Raw genomic sequence first — 16,446 nt, forward strand, 5'->3', positions numbered from 1 at the left:
GGACGCAGCGCTCTAATTGGTTTTCGCCGCGTCGGGTGCCGGCACGTCCGACTTCTGCTTGCAGGCCTTCAGCCAGACGTCGTAGACGGCGTGCTCGACGGCATTGAGGCCGGGACTTTCGGCAAACATCCAGCCGGTGAAGATGCGACGGATCTTGCGATCCAGCGTGATCTCGTCGACTTCGACGAAGGAATCGGTCTTCGGCTCTTCGTTTTCAGGCCGCGAATAGCAGATGCGCGGCGTCACCTGCAAAGCACCGAACTGCACCGTCTCGTCGATATAAACATCGAAAGTGATGATGCGGCCGGTAATCTTGTCGATACCGGCGAATTCGGCGACGGGATTGGTGATGCGTTCTGGCCCTGTCGGTGCTGCTGGCGCCTCCGATGTCTCTGGCGCTTCCGATGTTGCTGGCGCCTCTGGTGTCGCTGGCGCCTCCAGCGTCTGTGCGGCGGCCATGCTAAAAGCGGCAAAAGCGGCAGCGGCCACCGTCAGTCCGCCCATCGAGATTCGGCTGAAAAAGCTCATGCAAGGGTCCGGTGGTTTGCGCCCGGGGTGATTCTGTCGTGCCCAAGGCTAGTCGCTGCTGTCAGATCAGCAAGCAGCTAAACGCCAATTGTGGCGATAAAGGACCGATCCGCACCTGACTAGCGGTTAGACTCTGGTACCAGCGGTTACGCCCCCGGCGTCCAGGCGTCGTAGTCGCCCGTCACCTGCGGGCGGTGCTGATTGGTGAGCACGGAGCCCTTGGGGCGATAGGCGGCGGCACTTCCGGTAAGGTTTGGCTGGTGCGGCCTCTGCCACTCGCGTGGCTTATAGTCTTCGCTGGGCGGCGCGGCGTCGACGCGGTGATGCATCCAGCCATGCCAGCCGGACGGGATCATCGAGGCTTCCGAATAGTCGCGATAGATGACCCAGCGGCGGGTGCGGCCTTCCGAATCGACGCCGCCCTCGTAGTAGACGTTGCCAGCCTCGTCCTGCCCGACTTTCTTGCCATGCCGCCAGGTATGGAAGCGCGTTCCCAGCGTCTGGCTGTTCCACCATGTGAAAAACTGCAGAAGGAAAGTCTTCATCCAAATCCTCGTGGCGAGCTCTCGCGGCGGCACCCGTTTCCTGCTTATGGCGTCAGGCCTTCGCCAAGGCAAGAGTTTTGCCGCACCAGCCGCTCAAATGGTTGTCGGACCCGAAGCCAGCGCTTTGCGCTGCCGAGAGTGCCTTGCCAAGACTGCCTCGCCTTTCTAAAGCTCTGCGCGTCCTATGCAGGTAGCAGCCTGATTGATGGTTGAGGGAGGTAAAGATGGCCCCGGACGCATCCGACCCTGAGCTGCGGATCAGTGCCAGCTCCATCCGCCTGCGCAAGGCTGGCGTGCCGGTCGTCTGCCTCACCGCCTATACCTACCCCGTCGCTCGCCTGCTCGACGATCATGTCGACCTGCTTCTGGTCGGCGACAGCGTCGCCATGGTTCTCCACGGCCACGAAACCACGCTGGGCGCCTCGCTGGAGATGATGATCGCCCATGGCCAAGCGGTGATGCGCGGTTCCGCCAGGGCCTGCGTGGTGGTCGACATGCCGGCCGGAAGCTATGAGGCAACGCCGCGCCAAGCCGTTGCCTCGGCGCGGCGGATCGTCAATGAGACCGGTTGCCAGGCGGTCAAGCTGGAGGGCGGCGTCACGGTTGCCCGGCAGATCGCGGCGATCGTCGCTGCCGGCATTCCGGTCATGGGACATATCGGCTTACAGCCGCAATCGGTGGCAAGCGACGGTGGCTACAGGATCAAGGGCCGGACGCAGGAGAATGTGGCGGCCCTTTACCGCGACGCCGAAGCGGTCGAGAAGGCCGGCGCGTTTTCTGTGGTCATCGAGGGCACGGTCGAGACCGTCGCCGCCGACCTTACCCGGCAGATTTCCATTCCGACCATCGGCATCGGCGCCAGCGGCGACTGCGACGGCCAGATTCTGGTCATCGACGACATGGTCGGCCTGACCGTCGACCGCGTGCCGAAATTCGTCAAGCAGTATGCCGACCTGCGCAGCGTCATATCCCAGGCGGCAGCCAGCTATGCAGCGGAGGTGCGAAGCCGGACTTTTCCCGGCCCGAACCACGTCTTTTCCGCCGCAGCCGACAAGAACAAAGCATGAGCCGGCCCCGCGTCGTCGACAGCGTCGCCGCCCTTCGCGCGCAAATCCGCAACTGGCGCCGCGATGGCCTCAGCGTTGCCATGGTGCCGACCATGGGTGCGTTGCATGACGGCCATATCTCGCTGGTGGAGATCGCGCTGGCAAAGGCCGATCGCTGTGTGGTTTCGATCTTCGTCAACCCGACGCAGTTCGCGCCGAGCGAAGACCTCGATAAATATCCGCGCCAGCTCGCCCGCGACCTCGACCGGCTGGCCGAGGCCGGCGTACAACTGGTCTTCACTCCTGATGTCGCGGAGATGTATCCGGCCGGCTTCGCCACGAGGATTTCGGTCGGTGGGCCGGCCGCCGGGCTGGAATCGGATTTCAGGCCGACCTTCTTCGACGGCGTCGCCACGGTCGTGGCAAAGCTCTTCCTGCAGGCGTCGCCCGACTGCGCGGTCTTCGGCGAAAAGGACTACCAGCAGCTTTGCGTCGTCAGGCAGCTCTGCCGTGACCTCGATCTGCCGGTGGAAATCGTCGGCGCTCCAACGGTGCGCGATGCGCATGGCCTCGCCATGTCGTCACGCAACGCCTATCTCAGCGAAGCCGAGCTCGAGGTGGCGCGTCAGCTCAACGTCATTTTGCGTCGGACGGCGGCTGCACTCGCGGCAGGCAGCGACGAAGGCAGCGCAACCGCCGAGGCCAGCCGCACGCTCGTCGAGGCCGGCTTCGACAGAGTTGACTATGTCGCTGCGCGCGAGAGCCTGACCCTCGCCCCGTGGCGGCCAAACCGCGACGGACGCCTGCTCGCAGCCGCTTGGCTGGGCAAGACCCGGCTGATCGACAATGTGGAAGTTCCCTCCACCTGATTCGGCGAGTCTCAACCAGCCAAGGCACAGGCCGCCTTGCTTGGTGACGCTTGCCGGCACATAGGACACAACCGGGAGCTGCTGTGAGGCATTTCACAGACAGGACCGAGCCAAAGAGGTAGTGTACCACCTTACGCAGCGTTACCGTGGAAGCTGACATTTCGTCATCTCAAGGGCGGCAACGAGAGGGCTCATGTCACCGCTGGCGAACACGATCGATCGCGCACTGCCGCGGGTCGTCGAGGCAATCTACGATTCGATTGCCGACGTCGGCCGCTGGCAGCCAACACTCGATGCCATCTGCAGTCTGGCGGAAGGGCAACTTGCCATGCTTGCCGTCATCGACACGATCAGCAGTTCCGCACGGTTTTCGGTATCCTGCGGCGATCCCGCTGTTCTTGAACCCTTGAAGCATGATTATGGCTCGGAAGTGCCGTTCTGTGCGGCCTTGCCTAAGATGGAGATCGACGTTCCCTTCACCGTCGATTCGATTTATGCGCTGCAAGGGCCGGACACGCGGGGGAAATGGCTCGAAAGCCGCATCGTGCGCGAATGGGTCCAACCCAACCGGCTGGACGATTTCTTCTGGGTAGCGCTGATGAAGCGGCCGACCCGCATCGGCACGCTGATGGTGGTCACCGACAAGGACAGGCGCCAGATCTCGAGCGAGGATCTCAACCTGCTTTGCCTGCTTGCGCCGCATGTGCGGCGTGCCGTGACCATCGGCGACCTGTTCGAGGCCGAACGACGCAAGGCCGAGATCTTTCGCTCGATCATCGAAAGTCTCGACCATCCGGTGCTGATCGTCGCCGACGACATGAACGTCATCTTCGCCAATCCGGCGGCCGAAGCGCTGCTGGCTGAAAACGCGTCGGTATCTTGCGCGCGGGGCCAGCTCTCTTTCGCCTATGGGAAGGCCAATGCCGCGATCGGCCGCGCCGTCCAACTCGGCACGCGCGACGAATTCGCTCTCGGGCCGTCCGGCATTAACATCCCCTTGGCCAAGGCTGTCGCTCCGGCGGTGGCGCATGTCATGCCGCTGGCACGACGGGAAATTTCGGCGCGCATATCGCAGCGTGCCGCCGCCGCGATCTTCATCGCCGCGGCAGGTTCAGCACCAATCCCGGCGCTGGACGCGATTGCCGCGCTGTTTGGACTGACCGCGGCGGAAAAGCGCGTCGCCGGCCACGTTGCCTCCGGTCTGACGCGGAAGCAAATCGCCGCCGCCAGTGGCGTCTCCGATGGCACCATCAAGTCGCAACTGGCGACAATCTTCGACAAGACCAGCACCGGCGACCAGCGCGAACTCGAACTGTTGATGCGCGAATTGTCGCCGCCGCTGCGCTCGAGCTGATTTTTTTGCACCCACCACTGAGGCCTTTGTGGACCTCATTTCCAAAATCCGCAGCATAAGGCCCGGCTCCGTTACAATTCGGCCAAAATCATGGTGCGGTCATGCGCGCTCCAGGAGCACTGCATCAGCTCGGCTGGAAAGACAACGATTTCTGGCGCGGGTCCTCAATCTTGATACCGGCACATGTCGAGCGGCTGCTCCCCTATCTGTTCCTACTTGCATTGATCTGCATCGCGGTCGCCTTCCGGCCGCTGCTGCCTGTCGATGAAACACGATATCTCAGCGTCACCTGGGAGATGTATCTGAGCGGACAGGTCTTCGTTCCGACGATGAATTTCGCACCCTATCTGCAAAAGCCGCCGCTGCTGTTCTGGCTTATCGATCTGGCCTGGAACATTTTCGGCGCAAGCCGGATTGCGGCGATGCTCGTTATCTTCGTCGCGTCGTCGCTCGTCATCTGGCTAACGACGCGTCTGGCAAAATCCCTCTTTCCCGAACGCGACGGCATTGTAAGCCGAGTCCCTTGGCTGGTCGCGGGAAGCACCATCTTCGTAGTTTACTCGACCCTGATCCTATTCGACATGCTGCTGACGGTCTTCGTGCTCGCCGCGCTTTTGTCGTTGCTTGCCTTTGCCAGGAGCGGCAACCGTTGGCAGGCCGTGGTGGCAGGACTGTTCATAGGGCTTGGTATTTTGACGAAAGGCCCGGTGGTGCTCATCCATGTCGGCGCTCCCATCCTGCTCTATCCGTTCTGGCGCGATCGGCAGGCCGGGCTGGCGACGCCGAAATTCTTCGCTGGGGCCGGTCTGGCGGTTCTCGCCGCGTTGATCCCGGTGGCGATCTGGCTGGTGCCGGCGACCATCCAGACGAAAGGCAACTTCGTCTACGACCTTGTCTGGAACCAGTCGGCAGGGCGTGTCACCGGCAATCTGCACAACTCGCATGGCCGGCCGTTCTATTTCTATGTCGTGCTGATGCCGATCATGCTCATACCCTGGATCTTCATACCCGAAATGTGGCGGCTGAAGCTGGGCGCCCGGATAGGCGGCCTGATCGACGCGAGATCACCAGACCTGCGCGCGTTGCGCCTGCTGTCGTTCTCGTTCGTCGCGGTTTTACTGGTTTTCAGCGCGATATCCGGCAAGCAGCCTCACTATATGGTGCCGATGTTGCCATTTGTGGCCATCCTGTTCGGGTATTTCATGGCGGAGATCCCACTAATGCGGCTCAGAAACTCGGCCTTCGCCCTGCTTGCCATTTTCGGCATCGGCCATGCCGTAGCATCAGTGACCGTTTTCAAACGCGACGATCTCACGCCGCTGGCCAACTTCATCGACGAGCGAAAGGACGCGGACTGGGCTGTCGCCTTCGACTACCAGGACGAGGTCGGATTCCTTGGCCGATTGCAGAAGCCGTTCGAAAGCACCGACAATCCCGAGCAATGGCTTCGCTCCCATCCTGCCGGCTATGTCGTCGACAAATCCAAGGAGCCTGTCGCGTCAGAGCAAACTGCTTTCCGCCTTCGCGTCGAGCGAGGCTATCTTGTCGTCCTCAAGGGCCAACATTGACGGCGTGGCTACCGCAACCGACCGGTGCAGCGCTCCTGATCATCCCCTGAGCGGGAGATGAATCGGCCGGCGGCTAGACGTCGCCCCTGCCGATTTGCGCGGTTCGTCCCCCGTACGGGCGATGAATCGCTAGCGACGAAGTGCTTCTTGTTCGATCGGAGGGTGATTTTCCGACGATAGAGCGAGGATATCATGTTGAAAACCTGCACGACCTTTTTCTTCTGCCTGTTCGCGTCCGTTGCGGCCGCCCAGCCGCCCCCTCCCGGGCCGCCGGTCCCCAGCGCGACACTTGCCCCCTGCAATGCCGCGCAATCCAATGCGCCGTGCAAAGCCGAGCTCGGCGTGTTCCTGATCACCAATACCGTGCGCAATCTGGCGCAGGCGAAAGTCGACGCCACCAACGCGCGGCTGAGCGCCGAGGGACGTTCGTCGCGCGCATCGATCGAATCCCTGCAACAATGGCGGCCGTCGCGGTTCGCGACGCAGATGCCGAACCAGCCGAACAGCTGGTTCGTCAAAGTTCCCTACATCCTGACCATCAAGGTCTCGATCCCGGTTACATCAGACCGTCACATCGGCATTCCCATCGACGTCAACGTCTTCTGCAACAACTGGCAGACCGATTCCAGCCAAGTCATCATCCGCTCGCAACCAGGCCCGGCGAGCTTCGAAGGCGGCAATATCCTCGAAGACGTGTTCAACGTCGGCAATTATATCGATGCCCAGGTGCGCAGCTCGTTTTCGTCGCCCCTGCCGGTGACGGCGCCGGTTCCAAACTCGAAATGCTCTGCCATCGACGGCGCCGACTCCGGCACGCAGGCCACCAGCGACGATCTCATCTTCTGGACCGTGCCGCGACGCAACCTGTTGAGCGAGGCGATCGCCAGGCCGACAATCGAAGTGACATTCGACAGCCTGACGCGGCTGACCGCCCGCGGTTCCCACAACAGCGTGCTCTATGCTGATGCGGAGAGCATCCATCTCAACGTCTACGCCAACCACGACGGTCGCCAGAAGGCGCTGACGATGCGCGAAGGCGACGTGGCTGCGCTGAACCTTCCCGCAGTCAGGCTCGACGCGCGAAAATACGATTTGCTCGCGGTTATCGGCAATGTCGACCAACCGCCGAACAACCCTAGAGATAGCGCATTCGCGGTATCGGCCAAGACGGCGGGCTTCGGTGCCGGTTCCCACACGATGCAGATTCCGAAATGGTACTCGCGGCCTCCGAGCCAGTTCAATCCCAAGCCGATATGGGTCAGGATTCCGGCCTACGAGCTGCACTACACGGTGCGCTATCTCAACAGCGGCGAACTGGCGGTCGATGGTGGAACCAGTACGGTCCGGCCGCCAAAGGTCGCCGTTCCGATAAAGACGCTCGACGTCATAAAGCTGAAGAAGCCCTGATGCGATCGTGTGGGTGGTGGAGGTTTCGATCTCCATCCCCCCGCGCGGCAGATGCAGCAGCCTGCATTCCATAGTCTTTATCCTGCGGAAGACTGGAAAACGCACCGGCTTCGCGACCAGCGAATGCCATCGATGGAGACCACCATGTCACACGTCGCCCGCATCATGCCTGCAGTCACGATCACCGCAGCGGCAGTCTCGCTGCTTCTCCTCTCGAATTTCGTGCCGCCCGTCTCGAGCCCGGCGAACGCGCTGCCGGTCAGCCAGTCCTGCCGGATAACCACCTATTACAAGACCGCAGCGAAGGCGAAGGAGGTTGGCCTCCGCACGAATTGCCAAGGGGTCAAGAAGTGGGGCGTCACTTCAAGATACTACGACGTCGAAAAGCTCGAAACAGGCACGCCTCCGCATAATACGTCGGGTGGCGGCGGCAACCTGCCTTGTGAGTTTCTCGCCGCCGGCTGCTCCAACCTGCCAGTGAAACGCAACTGACTGCGACGTATCCGGCCGAGAAATCTATCCGATCGTCTTCTCGAAAATCAGCGCCGGCAACCCTGAACCACCGCCGCAGTCGGCCGTGGTGCCGGCGGGCAAAAATCCTTTCGAGCCGTAGAAGGCGACGGCCGGAGCGTTTGCCTCTTCCACTTCGACACGCAGCGTTCGCGCCTCCGGAAAGCTGGCTTCGACCTCTTCCAGCAGCGCTTGGCCGATCCCTTGCCTCTGGCAGGTCGGATGCACGTAGAGCTGGTTCAGCATGACGATTTTCGCGTCCGTGGTGGCTGCGGCGAAAGCCATGCCGCCGATCCGCTTGCCGTCGTCTGCGACCAGGAATTCGGAATTCGGCCGTGTCAGCCGCGCCTTGAGCGAGGCAATCGAATGCCATTCATCAGTGATCTCGGTGACTTTGTCAGCACCATAGATGCTGTCATAGGTGGCGTGCCAGGTTTCGACCAGCAACGCGCGGACCGCGGCAAGATCGCGCTCGCCAGCGGTGCGGACGAACATCATTCTATTCGATCCCGAGCTTGGCCTTGACGAGGTCGTTGACCGCCTGCGGGTTAGCCTTGCCGCCTGTCGCCTTCATCACCTGGCCGACGAACCAGCCGGCCATGCTAGGCTTGGCGCGCGCCTGTTCGACCTTGTCGGGATTGGCTGATATCACCTCATCGACCGCCCTCTCGATGGCGCCGGTGTCGGTGACCTGCTTCATGCCGCGGCTTTCGACCAGCTGGCGCGGATCGCCACCCTCGTTCCAGAGGACCTCGAACAGATCCTTGGCGATCTTGCCGGAGATGGTTCCCTCCTTGATCAGGTCGATGACCGCGCCGAGCTGATCGGGCGAAACCGGAGCATTTTCAATACCCTTGCCGGCCTTGTTCAACGCACCCAGCAGATCGTTGATGACCCAGTTGGCGGCAAGCTTGCCATCGCGGCCAGCAGCCACCTTCTCGAAATAGTCGGCGACCGCCTTTTCCGAAACCAGGATCGAGGCGTCATAGGTCGACAAGCCAAGCGAGAAGATTAGCCGCGCTTTCTTGGCGTCGGGCAGTTCAGGCAGGTCCTTTGCCAGCGCGTCGACATAGGCCTGGTCGAATTCCAGCGGCAGAAGGTCGGGATCCGGGAAATAGCGATAGTCGTGCGCTTCCTCCTTGGAACGCATCGAGCGCGTCTCCCCCTTATTGGGGTCGAACAGCCGCGTTTCCTGGTCGATCTTGCCGCCGTCCTCCAGGATGGCGATCTGGCGCCGCGCCTCGTAGTCGATGGCCTGGCCGATGAAGCGGATCGAGTTGACATTCTTGATCTCGCAGCGCGTGCCGAATTCGCCGCCGGGCCTGCGCACCGAAACGTTCACGTCGGCGCGTAGCGAACCCTCGTCCATATTGCCGTCGCAGGTGCCGAGATAGCGAACGATGGTGCGCAGCTTGGTCACATAGGCCTTGGCCTCGTCGGCGGAGCGCATGTCGGGCTTGGAGACGATCTCCATCAGCGCCACGCCGGAGCGGTTGAGATCGACGTAGGACATGGTCGCATGCTGATCGTGCATCGACTTGCCGGCGTCCTGTTCCAGATGCAGGCGCTCGATGCCGACCTCGATATCTTCGAATTCGCCCTGCCGGTCCGGGCCGACCGAGACAATCACCTTGCCCTCGCCGACGATCGGCTGCTTGAACTGCGAGATCTGGTAGCCCTGCGGCAGGTCGGGATAGAAATAGTTTTTCCGGTCGAAGACCGATTTGTGGTTGATCTCGGCCTTCAGCCCGAGGCCGGTGCGGATCGCCTGCTTGACGCATTCCTCGTTGATCACCGGCAGCATGCCCGGCATTGCCGCATCGACCAGGCTGACATTGGCATTCGGCGGCGCGCCGAAAGCCGTCGAAGCGCCGGAGAACAGCTTTGCCTCCGAAGTCACCTGGGCGTGGACCTCGAGGCCGATGATGATCTCCCAGTCGCCGGTTGCGCCTGATATCAGGCGCTTGGCGTCGGGCGTGCGGGTATCGATGAGTGTCATAGCGGCCTGCGGTTAGCGACGTGATTCCACGTTTAACGTGAATTCCTCGTTTAAAGTGAAGGTCATTCGCTAGTGCAAACCGTTCCGCGAGACAAGCGCAAAGCCGCGGGCTGGCCTTTTCCGCTGCTTTCGCCTATATGCCGCTCATCCCAATGGAGAGTGGATGTCCACTTACGCTCAGTCCCGGTAAGGCCCTGACCTCCCAGTGAGGCAGGGCAGAAGACCTGAAACCCCGTGCTGTGAACTCTCGCAGCGGCGGCTTTTTTCGTTTTCCCGGGAATTCTATCAAATGGACATTTCGCGCACTGAACAGCGCATCCTGCATCTGCTTGCGCAGGGCGGGCGCATCGAAATCGAAAAGAACGAGAAGAAGCGGATCGCCTCCGTCAAATGCCTGACCCGCGACGGCTGGCACTATCCTGGCGTCGATCTCGATCTGTTTCGCAAACTGAAGCGGAAGAGAGCGGTCTCCTCGGCGGGTGGCGGACCTTACCGCATTACCCGACGCGGGCTCGAACTCGTCCGTGCCGAACTCGACAACAGGTGATGGGCAAGTCCGCCGGCCGGTATAGCGGTCGGCGGTTCCTTGCCGGCGATCTCAGGCCGTCGCGATGTAGGCCCTGATCTCGGCGGCCTCGCGCTCGACATCCTCGATGCGCCGCTTGACCACGTCGCCAATGGAGACGATGCCGTCGAGCAGGCCGTCCTTTTCAACCGGCAGATGGCGGAAACGGCCGCTGGTCATGATCTCCATGACCTCGTTGACGGTGTGGTTCTCATTGCAGATCTTCACCTTGGGCGTCATTGCCGAGCGTACCGCAATGTCCAGTGCGGCGGCTCCTTCCCTGGCGAGGACCCGCACGACGTCGCGTTCGGAAAGAATGCCGACGATCTTGTGATCGCCATTGGTGATGACCAGCGCACCGATCCTATGCTCGGCCAGGATGCGAATGGCCTCGCTCAGCTTTTCGTTCGGCCCGAGCGTCAACACGTCATGGCCTTTCTGCTCGAGAATTGCCTTAACAGTCATGGCGTCCTCCTCAGTTTTGCTTGCCGGTTCCTGCCCTGACCGGCTTTCCTTCTGCGCATGAACCCCGAAAATCAGCCTCGATTGCCGGAAAGGATCATGCGCAGATCAAAGTTCTACAGCGTCCTTTGCGCGTCCAAAAGGACGCGCGGCGCTGTGATGAACATCGTGCGCCGCGATCGATTGCATTTCAAGTGCGGCGTCTTAATGCGCATCGCATGTCGTTGTCCCAAAACCGCTACGCACCCTCGGTTCAAGACCGAGGGCGTGCTTTTGGGCGACCTGCTTCAGGCCGTGGACTCTTCCGCCTGCTGCCGCCGATCGAAAGCGCGCAGGCCGAAGAAGCCGGCGACAAAACCGCCAATATGCGCCTCCCAGGCGATCTGGCTGTCGATGCCAGGCGCAAAGGCAACGAGGCCGGTAACGAGATTGATCACCATCCAGATGGCGAGAAAAGTCATAACCCCGCGCGAGCGGAACACTGCCGCCATCGGCATTGGCGCGCCGGCGAAGGCGGCTTTGCCGGACGAGCGGTCGATGCGGAAGCCAAAGCGGGCGGCCGCCCCCATCATGCCGGAAATCGCTCCCGACGCGCCGACCAGCGGCGCCTGGCCGAGCGGATGCACGGCCCAGAACAGCACCACCGCCGCCAGCCCCGTCGCCGCGAAGAACAGGCTAAACCGAAGCGCGCCGAAGCGGTTCGCCAGCGGCGAGCCGAACGCCGCCAGCCAGACCATGTTGATGGCAAGGTGAGCAAAGCCGCCATGCAGGAAGGCATAGGTGAAGGGGCTCGAAAACGCATAGAAGTCGAGGTCGAAGCGACCGGAATAGCGGATCGGAATGAAAGCGGTCCGGATCAGCAGGGAGAAATCCTGGTCATCGGTAAGCCAGTAGAACCGGATCAGGTGAACGACGACGCTGACCCCGATAATCGCCAGAACAATGGGCGGCATGTTGAATACCGGCTCGCGGCGCCGTTCCGGCTCGCGGCCGACTGGCCCGCCCTCGCCCTGTTCGGTTCCCGATGGGCTTTCTGGTTCGCTCATATGGCTAGCACTCGGTCCTGCTTCGACTTGGCGAGCATCTAGGCCATGGCCAACCGAATCACAAAGGGCGAATCGACGCGAGAACGAAATGGGCTCGAATCAAAAAGAAGCCGTCCAAGGTTGCCCTTGAACGGCTGGTCGAGCCCCCGTGCTCCCCAAACTCTTGACTGAAATGCTGCCGATCGCTGCAAAACGACCGTTTCTGGAGTGGTTTTAGCGTGCCACGGGCTTGAGCGAGGTGCAACGTAAACCACTTGTTAACCTTAACGGCCCCGATCCGTGAACAAGTGTTAACGATGCTGGCACGCATCCTGCTCCGCAACGCATGTAGGTCATCGGAGGGCGCCCTTCTGTTCACCGATGGGACATCAGACGACAGATTGCGCGGAGCAGCATAGCATGAACCAGAACGGATCGATCACGCTGTTCCATTATTGGAACCGGCTGCGTGGTGGGCGCCCTGCCCCGAAGCGTTCGGAAATCGAACCAGCCGACATCAAGTCGCTGCTGGCCGACACATTTATCTTGGAAAAGGATACGCGCGGCGAAGCGGTATTCCGGCTTGCCGGCACGAGGCTTTGCGCGGTCTATGGTCGTGAACTCAAAGGCTTTTCCTTTCCGTCGCTGTGGCGCGAGAAGGACCAGCGGCTTGTCTCAAAACTGATCCACGGCGTCCTCGACCAGAAATCCGTGGTGCTCATCACCTATGAGGGTTTCAGCCGCAACGAGCGTTCCGGCAAATTCGAACTGCTTGCCCTGCCGCTCGACGGCGGCGTCGAAAATCCGCGCTGCCTCGGCGTGATAAGCGCCGCTGAAAAGCCCTTCTGGCTGGGTGCGGATCCAATCGCCGACGCCTTGATCGATTCGATCCGCGTCGTTGATCCGGAAAACGAACCGATGCTGCTGAAGAACCGGCCGGCCATCGACGTTCCCTCGCTTGTCCCGTCGGAACTCGATCCGCCTGAAACGATTTCGGCGCTCGGCCAGGCGCGCCGCATCCGCCATCTGGTCGTGTTCGACGGCGGCCGCGAGGAATAATCCCGAACGCTAAAGTAGCGGCGACCGACTTTCCCCTTTGTTAACCTGACTTGCTATAGTTTTCCGTTGAGGTTCCTTGCATCAACGCGTGGAATGCCAGACGGGGTGTAGGCGTCATGAGGTCAGCGGCGGTCGACACCGCGCCGTCCCAAGCTGAAAGGCGTAACTTTCAGCGCGTCAGCGTGAAGATCTATGGACGCTTCATGCTGGAGGATCGCACCGAACATCCGTGCCAGGTGGTCGACATGTCACCGGGCGATGTTGCGCTTCGCACCGAGCGAATCGGCATGCCGGGCGAGAAAGTCATCGCCTATATCGACCACATCGGCCGCATCGAAGGTGTCGTCACCCGCATCTTGCAGGATGGCTTTGCGATGACTGTCATCGCGTCGGAACGCAAGAAGGACAAGCTTGCCGCGCAGTTGACCTGGCTTGCCAACAAGCACGAGCTCGATCTGCCGGAAGACCGCCGTCATGAGCGCGTGGCGCCGCGCAACCCGACCAGCGTGCTTCAGCTCGCCGATGGGCGCGAGTACCAATGCCGTATCATCGACCTGTCGCTTTCGGGCGCGGCGGTCGAGATCGACGTCAAGCCGGCAATCGGCATTCAGGTCACGCTGGGCACCATGCACGGACAGGTGGTGCGCCATTTCGAGGACGGCGTCGCCATCGAGTTCGCCGTCATCCAGCAGCCCGAAACACTCGATTCCGAATTCAACGCCTCCGGAACCTGACAGACAGCTGCGCAATCGAAACGGCCCGCTTTCTTTAGACGAATGACGGCGTCCAATCCGTGTGAGGGGCGTTCGATCGTCGATGTCGCGTTTTTCGTGGGCCACATCGACGCGGTGCGACTCTCCCTTCTCCCCTTGAGGGCTGTTGCAATATTCGGAACAAAAGGAATCGAACCGGAATCGGAACAAGAACAGAAAGAATCCAAAACGGGTCGTTTGTTCCCGGTTTTCCCCATTTTGCAACAGCCCCCTTGTGGGAGAAGGTGGCCGCGAAGCTGTCGGATGAGGGGTGCTCCAGCTTGGCACCGACAGCGCTCCGGCCAGCACCCCTCAACCGTCTTGGCGCTGCGCGCCAATCCACGTTCTCCCACAAGGGGGGAAGGAGTAAGGGGCGTCAACAACCTTATACTGAAATGATTCAAATTTTATGTTTATTCTATTGGGGTTTTACTTAATATCTACTTCGAGCTTTTGCGTCGAATAAATTCAATCGTGTCATTGTCTCCTCAAACGGGGAGACTGGACGATGAAGAAGACGAGGGGCAAGCTGTTGCTCTTGGCAATGGCGATGCAGCTTACCGCCTGGGGAACGGCGTACGCAGCGGGACCTGCCTTCATGCACACCGGCAGCCGCACCACACAGCCGGTCGGCCATTACGAATTCTGCCAGAAGCTTCCGCAGGAATGCAATCAGCGCACGCCGAAGCAGGCGCCGGTCGAGCTGACCCGCAAATTGTGGGCGAAAATCGTCAGCATCAACAATTCGGTCAACACCAGGATCATGCCGCGCACCGACATGGAACTGTGGGGCAAGGAAGAAGTCTGGTCCTATCCCAACAGCGGCTTCGGCGACTGCGAGGACTATGCGCTGGAAAAGCGCCGCGCGTTGATGAACATCGGCATACCGGCCGGCGACCTGCTGATGACGGTTGCGCGCCAGCCGAATGGAGATGGCCACGCGGTGCTGACCGTGCGAACCAGCCTCGGAGAGTTCATCCTCGACAATCTGGAGACCAAGGTGCTGTCCTGGACCAACACCGACTACACCTACCTGAAGCGCCAATCGAGCCAGAATTCGGGCGCCTGGGTAACGATCAACGACGGCCGCTCCGACGCGGTCGCCAGCGTCCGCTAAGGACGCGACGCAAAAACCCGGTCGAGTCCCCACCCTCCCCGTCCCCAACGACCGGGTTTAGGAGCCGGCCCCGTCCCCGGGCCGGCTCCACCTTTTCAGGCGGCATTGAGAATGGCGAGAGGCGACCCGTAGAGGATCTCCCCGACGGTGGAATCGCTTGTTCGAATCCGCAGCGCAGTAGCAAGAATTATACGCCGCCGACGGGCAGGTTCCTTTGCCCACGCGCTAACATGCATTTGACCTCGACCGTGAATGGAACGTCGTCTTGGTAGGCGAGATGTCGAATGCGCCCTTCTTGGGAACTATTTCTTGCCAACGCTCGTGCGCATCGTGGCAGATGATGCGCGCGGTTCCGTACATGGTGTGCAGTACTGAAAAACCTCGTGAGCGGCCTCGACCACCGGTGCGTACCGGTTTCAATCGGCATACAAATCGACGAGGAAAACGCGGTCCTGGTAAACTCCAATGACATCGAAGGAAAACAGCACGATGCGGTCCGGTCTCGCAAGGTAGCGTGACGATGCTCATTGCCGTCCTCCTGTGCAAAGCGTCGCGACAAGAGGATAGCAAATATTTCACGTTGCGCGAACCAGGCGTCTGACAGCAAGGGGGACCTCTAGGGTCTGCGTGCAGCCCGGATCATCCATGTCCGACCACCGAAACGACCGCAGTGTTCGCTGCCGCTATGCCTTCTTCAGTCCCACCTTGAAGCGTTTGCCGTTGGCGACGTAGTGCGCGGCCGAAGCGCGCAACCCGGCGACCGCGGCATCGTCCAGCGCACGCACCAAACGCGCGGGCGAGCCGATGATCAGCGAATTGTCGGGAAATTCCTTGCCTTCCGTGACCAGGGCGCCGGCGCCGACCAGCGAATTCTTGCCGATCTTCGCGCCGTTCAGCACGATCGCGCCCATGCCGATCAGGCTGTTGTCGCCGACCGTGCAGCCATGCAGCAAGGCCCGATGGCCGATCGTGCAGCCTTGCCCGATGGTCAGGGGAAAACCGACATCGGTGTGCATGACCGTGTGCTCCTGCACATTGGTGTCGGCGCCGATGACGATCGGCTCGTTGTCGCCGCGGATGACGACGCCGAACCAGAAGCCGGCGTTTCGGCCGACCCTGATATCGCCGATCAGGGTGGCGTCGGGTGCGATCCAATTGCTGTCCGCGTCCTCGAAACCAGGTGCCTTTCCGTCGATCGCATAGAGCGGCATTTTCGTCTCCCGAATCGTCTCACACTAAACGTTCGCAGAGCCTAGGAGCATGCCCGCCCTGGACGCAATGTCGATCAGCACGACGCCCAGTGCCAAGGCCCAGAGCGTCGCGGTGCAACCGCAAGAGATCAGCGCCGGTGCCGAAATGCGCCCCCGCCGCCAAGCGTCAAGGGCCTCGTTGGCGAACATCAAGGGCCCGGCGCATGCCGTCGCGGCCAACGAGCGCAGCATATGCCTTGGCGAAACATAGGGTTCGGCAAAGGCAAGCTTGCGGCCTGATATCAGCTCCATTGCCGATCCGACCAGGCCGCACGCCGTCAGCCCAACCATAAAAGCGAAGAGTGTGTGTTCGACCGGACCCATCTTTACCTTCCATTTACCATGAAACCGCACAGTCGTGTCGACAGGCGCGTTGCAAGAGCCGTGCCG

Annotated in this window: 18 protein-coding genes; 10 read left to right on the forward strand and 8 right to left on the reverse strand. The window is 61.2% G+C overall.

The features are described 5' to 3' along the window. Positions 1-12 precede the first annotated feature (12 nt). Both ABID19_RS18925 and ABID19_RS18930 read right to left on the reverse strand, forming a co-directional pair. Positions 13-528 carry a DUF2155 domain-containing protein gene (locus ABID19_RS18925; RefSeq protein WP_354492451.1) on the reverse strand — a complete coding sequence of 172 codons (516 nt, stop codon included), beginning with the start codon at positions 526-528 and terminating at the stop codon, positions 13-15. A 146-nt stretch (positions 529-674) separates the two neighbouring features. Beyond that, positions 675-1,073: an NADH:ubiquinone oxidoreductase subunit NDUFA12 gene (locus ABID19_RS18930; protein ID WP_354492452.1), complete on the reverse strand. Its 399-nt coding sequence runs from the start codon at positions 1,071-1,073 to the stop codon at positions 675-677. A 224-nt stretch (positions 1,074-1,297) separates the two neighbouring features. Between ABID19_RS18930 and panB the strand changes: the two genes are divergently transcribed. The 6 genes from panB (at position 1,298) to ABID19_RS18960 (ending at position 7,809) form a co-directional block, all read left to right on the forward strand. After that, positions 1,298-2,140, forward strand: a complete 843-nt coding sequence (gene panB, locus ABID19_RS18935) for a 3-methyl-2-oxobutanoate hydroxymethyltransferase (RefSeq protein WP_354492453.1) — start codon at positions 1,298-1,300, stop codon at positions 2,138-2,140. Next, complete coding sequence (gene panC / locus ABID19_RS18940; RefSeq protein ID WP_354492454.1) at positions 2,137-2,988, forward strand: pantoate--beta-alanine ligase; 852 nt, start codon at positions 2,137-2,139, stop codon at positions 2,986-2,988. Before panB ends, panC begins: the two co-directional genes overlap by 4 nt. A 193-nt stretch (positions 2,989-3,181) precedes the next feature. Next, positions 3,182-4,342: a helix-turn-helix transcriptional regulator gene (locus ABID19_RS18945; RefSeq protein WP_354492455.1), complete on the forward strand. Its 1,161-nt coding sequence runs from the start codon at positions 3,182-3,184 to the stop codon at positions 4,340-4,342. A gap of 101 nt (positions 4,343-4,443) precedes the next feature. Further along, positions 4,444-5,910, forward strand: coding sequence for an ArnT family glycosyltransferase (locus tag ABID19_RS18950; protein WP_354492456.1), 1,467 nt, complete (start codon positions 4,444-4,446; stop codon positions 5,908-5,910). Between the two features lie 192 nt (positions 5,911-6,102). Next, positions 6,103-7,317: a hypothetical protein gene (locus tag ABID19_RS18955; RefSeq protein WP_354492457.1), complete on the forward strand. Its 1,215-nt coding sequence runs from the start codon at positions 6,103-6,105 to the stop codon at positions 7,315-7,317. A 144-nt stretch (positions 7,318-7,461) separates the two neighbouring features. Continuing rightward, positions 7,462-7,809: a hypothetical protein gene (locus tag ABID19_RS18960; protein ID WP_354492458.1), complete on the forward strand. Its 348-nt coding sequence runs from the start codon at positions 7,462-7,464 to the stop codon at positions 7,807-7,809. A gap of 24 nt (positions 7,810-7,833) precedes the next feature. Here ABID19_RS18960 and ABID19_RS18965 read toward each other — a convergent pair whose 3' ends face one another. Together ABID19_RS18965 and gatB are read right to left on the reverse strand one after the other, a co-directional pair. Then, the gene (locus ABID19_RS18965) at positions 7,834-8,322 is read right to left on the reverse strand and encodes a GNAT family N-acetyltransferase (RefSeq protein ID WP_354492569.1); all 489 of its coding nucleotides are present in this window, start codon (positions 8,320-8,322) and stop codon (positions 7,834-7,836) included. Positions 8,323-8,326: 4 nt separating this feature from the next. Continuing rightward, positions 8,327-9,826, reverse strand: a complete 1,500-nt coding sequence (gene gatB / locus ABID19_RS18970) for an Asp-tRNA(Asn)/Glu-tRNA(Gln) amidotransferase subunit GatB (RefSeq protein WP_354492459.1) — start codon at positions 9,824-9,826, stop codon at positions 8,327-8,329. Between the two features lie 289 nt (positions 9,827-10,115). Between gatB and ABID19_RS18975 the strand changes: the two genes are divergently transcribed. Then, entirely contained in the window at positions 10,116-10,373 is a 258-nt protein-coding gene (locus ABID19_RS18975) for a YjhX family toxin (RefSeq protein ID WP_352930533.1), read from the forward strand. Between the two features lie 51 nt (positions 10,374-10,424). Here ABID19_RS18975 and ABID19_RS18980 read toward each other — a convergent pair whose 3' ends face one another. After that, on the reverse strand, positions 10,425-10,856 hold the full coding sequence (locus ABID19_RS18980; protein WP_023798170.1) for a CBS domain-containing protein: 432 nt from the start codon (positions 10,854-10,856) through the stop codon (positions 10,425-10,427). A 284-nt stretch (positions 10,857-11,140) separates the two neighbouring features. Next, the gene (locus ABID19_RS18985) at positions 11,141-11,899 is read right to left on the reverse strand and encodes a rhomboid family intramembrane serine protease (protein WP_354492460.1); all 759 of its coding nucleotides are present in this window, start codon (positions 11,897-11,899) and stop codon (positions 11,141-11,143) included. A 399-nt stretch (positions 11,900-12,298) separates the two neighbouring features. Between ABID19_RS18985 and ABID19_RS18990 the strand changes: the two genes are divergently transcribed. The 3 genes from ABID19_RS18990 (at position 12,299) to ABID19_RS19000 (ending at position 14,806) form a co-directional block, all read left to right on the forward strand. After that, positions 12,299-12,937 carry a PAS domain-containing protein gene (locus tag ABID19_RS18990; RefSeq protein ID WP_352930537.1) on the forward strand — a complete coding sequence of 213 codons (639 nt, stop codon included), beginning with the start codon at positions 12,299-12,301 and terminating at the stop codon, positions 12,935-12,937. Between the two features lie 116 nt (positions 12,938-13,053). Then, a complete protein-coding gene (locus ABID19_RS18995) occupies positions 13,054-13,671 on the forward strand; it encodes a PilZ domain-containing protein (protein ID WP_354492461.1) in 618 nt (205 codons plus the stop codon). Positions 13,672-14,197: 526 nt separating this feature from the next. Further along, positions 14,198-14,806: a transglutaminase-like cysteine peptidase gene (locus tag ABID19_RS19000; RefSeq protein WP_354492462.1), complete on the forward strand. Its 609-nt coding sequence runs from the start codon at positions 14,198-14,200 to the stop codon at positions 14,804-14,806. A gap of 683 nt (positions 14,807-15,489) precedes the next feature. Here the strand turns inward: ABID19_RS19000 and ABID19_RS19005 are convergent. Next, a complete protein-coding gene (locus tag ABID19_RS19005) occupies positions 15,490-16,017 on the reverse strand; it encodes a gamma carbonic anhydrase family protein (protein WP_354492463.1) in 528 nt (175 codons plus the stop codon). Between the two features lie 24 nt (positions 16,018-16,041). Continuing rightward, complete coding sequence (locus tag ABID19_RS19010) at positions 16,042-16,380, reverse strand: DUF6949 family protein (RefSeq protein ID WP_352930548.1); 339 nt, start codon at positions 16,378-16,380, stop codon at positions 16,042-16,044. Positions 16,381-16,446: the final 66 nt, after the last annotated feature.

The organism is Mesorhizobium robiniae (assembly GCF_040545535.1).
GTDB classification, from domain to species: Bacteria; Pseudomonadota; Alphaproteobacteria; order Rhizobiales; family Rhizobiaceae; genus Mesorhizobium; species Mesorhizobium robiniae.

Excerpts from the sequence above, each read along its gene's own strand:
- ABID19_RS18930 (WP_354492452.1), bottom strand. The coding sequence starts at position 1,073 with ATGAAGACTTTCCTTCTGCAGTTTTTCACATGGTGGAACAGCCAGACG.
- panB (WP_354492453.1), top strand. The coding sequence starts at position 1,298 with ATGGCCCCGGACGCATCCGACCCTGAGCTGCGGATCAGTGCCAGCTCC.
- ABID19_RS18925 (WP_354492451.1), bottom strand. The coding sequence starts at position 528 with ATGAGCTTTTTCAGCCGAATCTCGATGGGCGGACTGACGGTGGCCGCT.
- ABID19_RS18995 (WP_354492461.1), top strand. The coding sequence starts at position 13,054 with ATGAGGTCAGCGGCGGTCGACACCGCGCCGTCCCAAGCTGAAAGGCGT.
- ABID19_RS18955 (WP_354492457.1), top strand. The coding sequence starts at position 6,103 with ATGTTGAAAACCTGCACGACCTTTTTCTTCTGCCTGTTCGCGTCCGTT.
- ABID19_RS19005 (WP_354492463.1), bottom strand. The coding sequence starts at position 16,017 with ATGCCGCTCTATGCGATCGACGGAAAGGCACCTGGTTTCGAGGACGCG.
- ABID19_RS19010 (WP_352930548.1), bottom strand. The coding sequence starts at position 16,380 with ATGGGTCCGGTCGAACACACACTCTTCGCTTTTATGGTTGGGCTGACG.
- ABID19_RS18945 (WP_354492455.1), top strand. The coding sequence starts at position 3,182 with ATGTCACCGCTGGCGAACACGATCGATCGCGCACTGCCGCGGGTCGTC.
- panC (WP_354492454.1), top strand. The coding sequence starts at position 2,137 with ATGAGCCGGCCCCGCGTCGTCGACAGCGTCGCCGCCCTTCGCGCGCAA.
- ABID19_RS18960 (WP_354492458.1), top strand. The coding sequence starts at position 7,462 with ATGTCACACGTCGCCCGCATCATGCCTGCAGTCACGATCACCGCAGCG.
- gatB (WP_354492459.1), bottom strand. The coding sequence starts at position 9,826 with ATGACACTCATCGATACCCGCACGCCCGACGCCAAGCGCCTGATATCA.
- ABID19_RS18975 (WP_352930533.1), top strand. The coding sequence starts at position 10,116 with ATGGACATTTCGCGCACTGAACAGCGCATCCTGCATCTGCTTGCGCAG.
- ABID19_RS18950 (WP_354492456.1), top strand. The coding sequence starts at position 4,444 with ATGCGCGCTCCAGGAGCACTGCATCAGCTCGGCTGGAAAGACAACGAT.
- ABID19_RS18965 (WP_354492569.1), bottom strand. The coding sequence starts at position 8,322 with ATGTTCGTCCGCACCGCTGGCGAGCGCGATCTTGCCGCGGTCCGCGCG.
- ABID19_RS18980 (WP_023798170.1), bottom strand. The coding sequence starts at position 10,856 with ATGACTGTTAAGGCAATTCTCGAGCAGAAAGGCCATGACGTGTTGACG.
- ABID19_RS19000 (WP_354492462.1), top strand. The coding sequence starts at position 14,198 with ATGAAGAAGACGAGGGGCAAGCTGTTGCTCTTGGCAATGGCGATGCAG.
- ABID19_RS18985 (WP_354492460.1), bottom strand. The coding sequence starts at position 11,899 with ATGAGCGAACCAGAAAGCCCATCGGGAACCGAACAGGGCGAGGGCGGG.
- ABID19_RS18990 (WP_352930537.1), top strand. The coding sequence starts at position 12,299 with ATGAACCAGAACGGATCGATCACGCTGTTCCATTATTGGAACCGGCTG.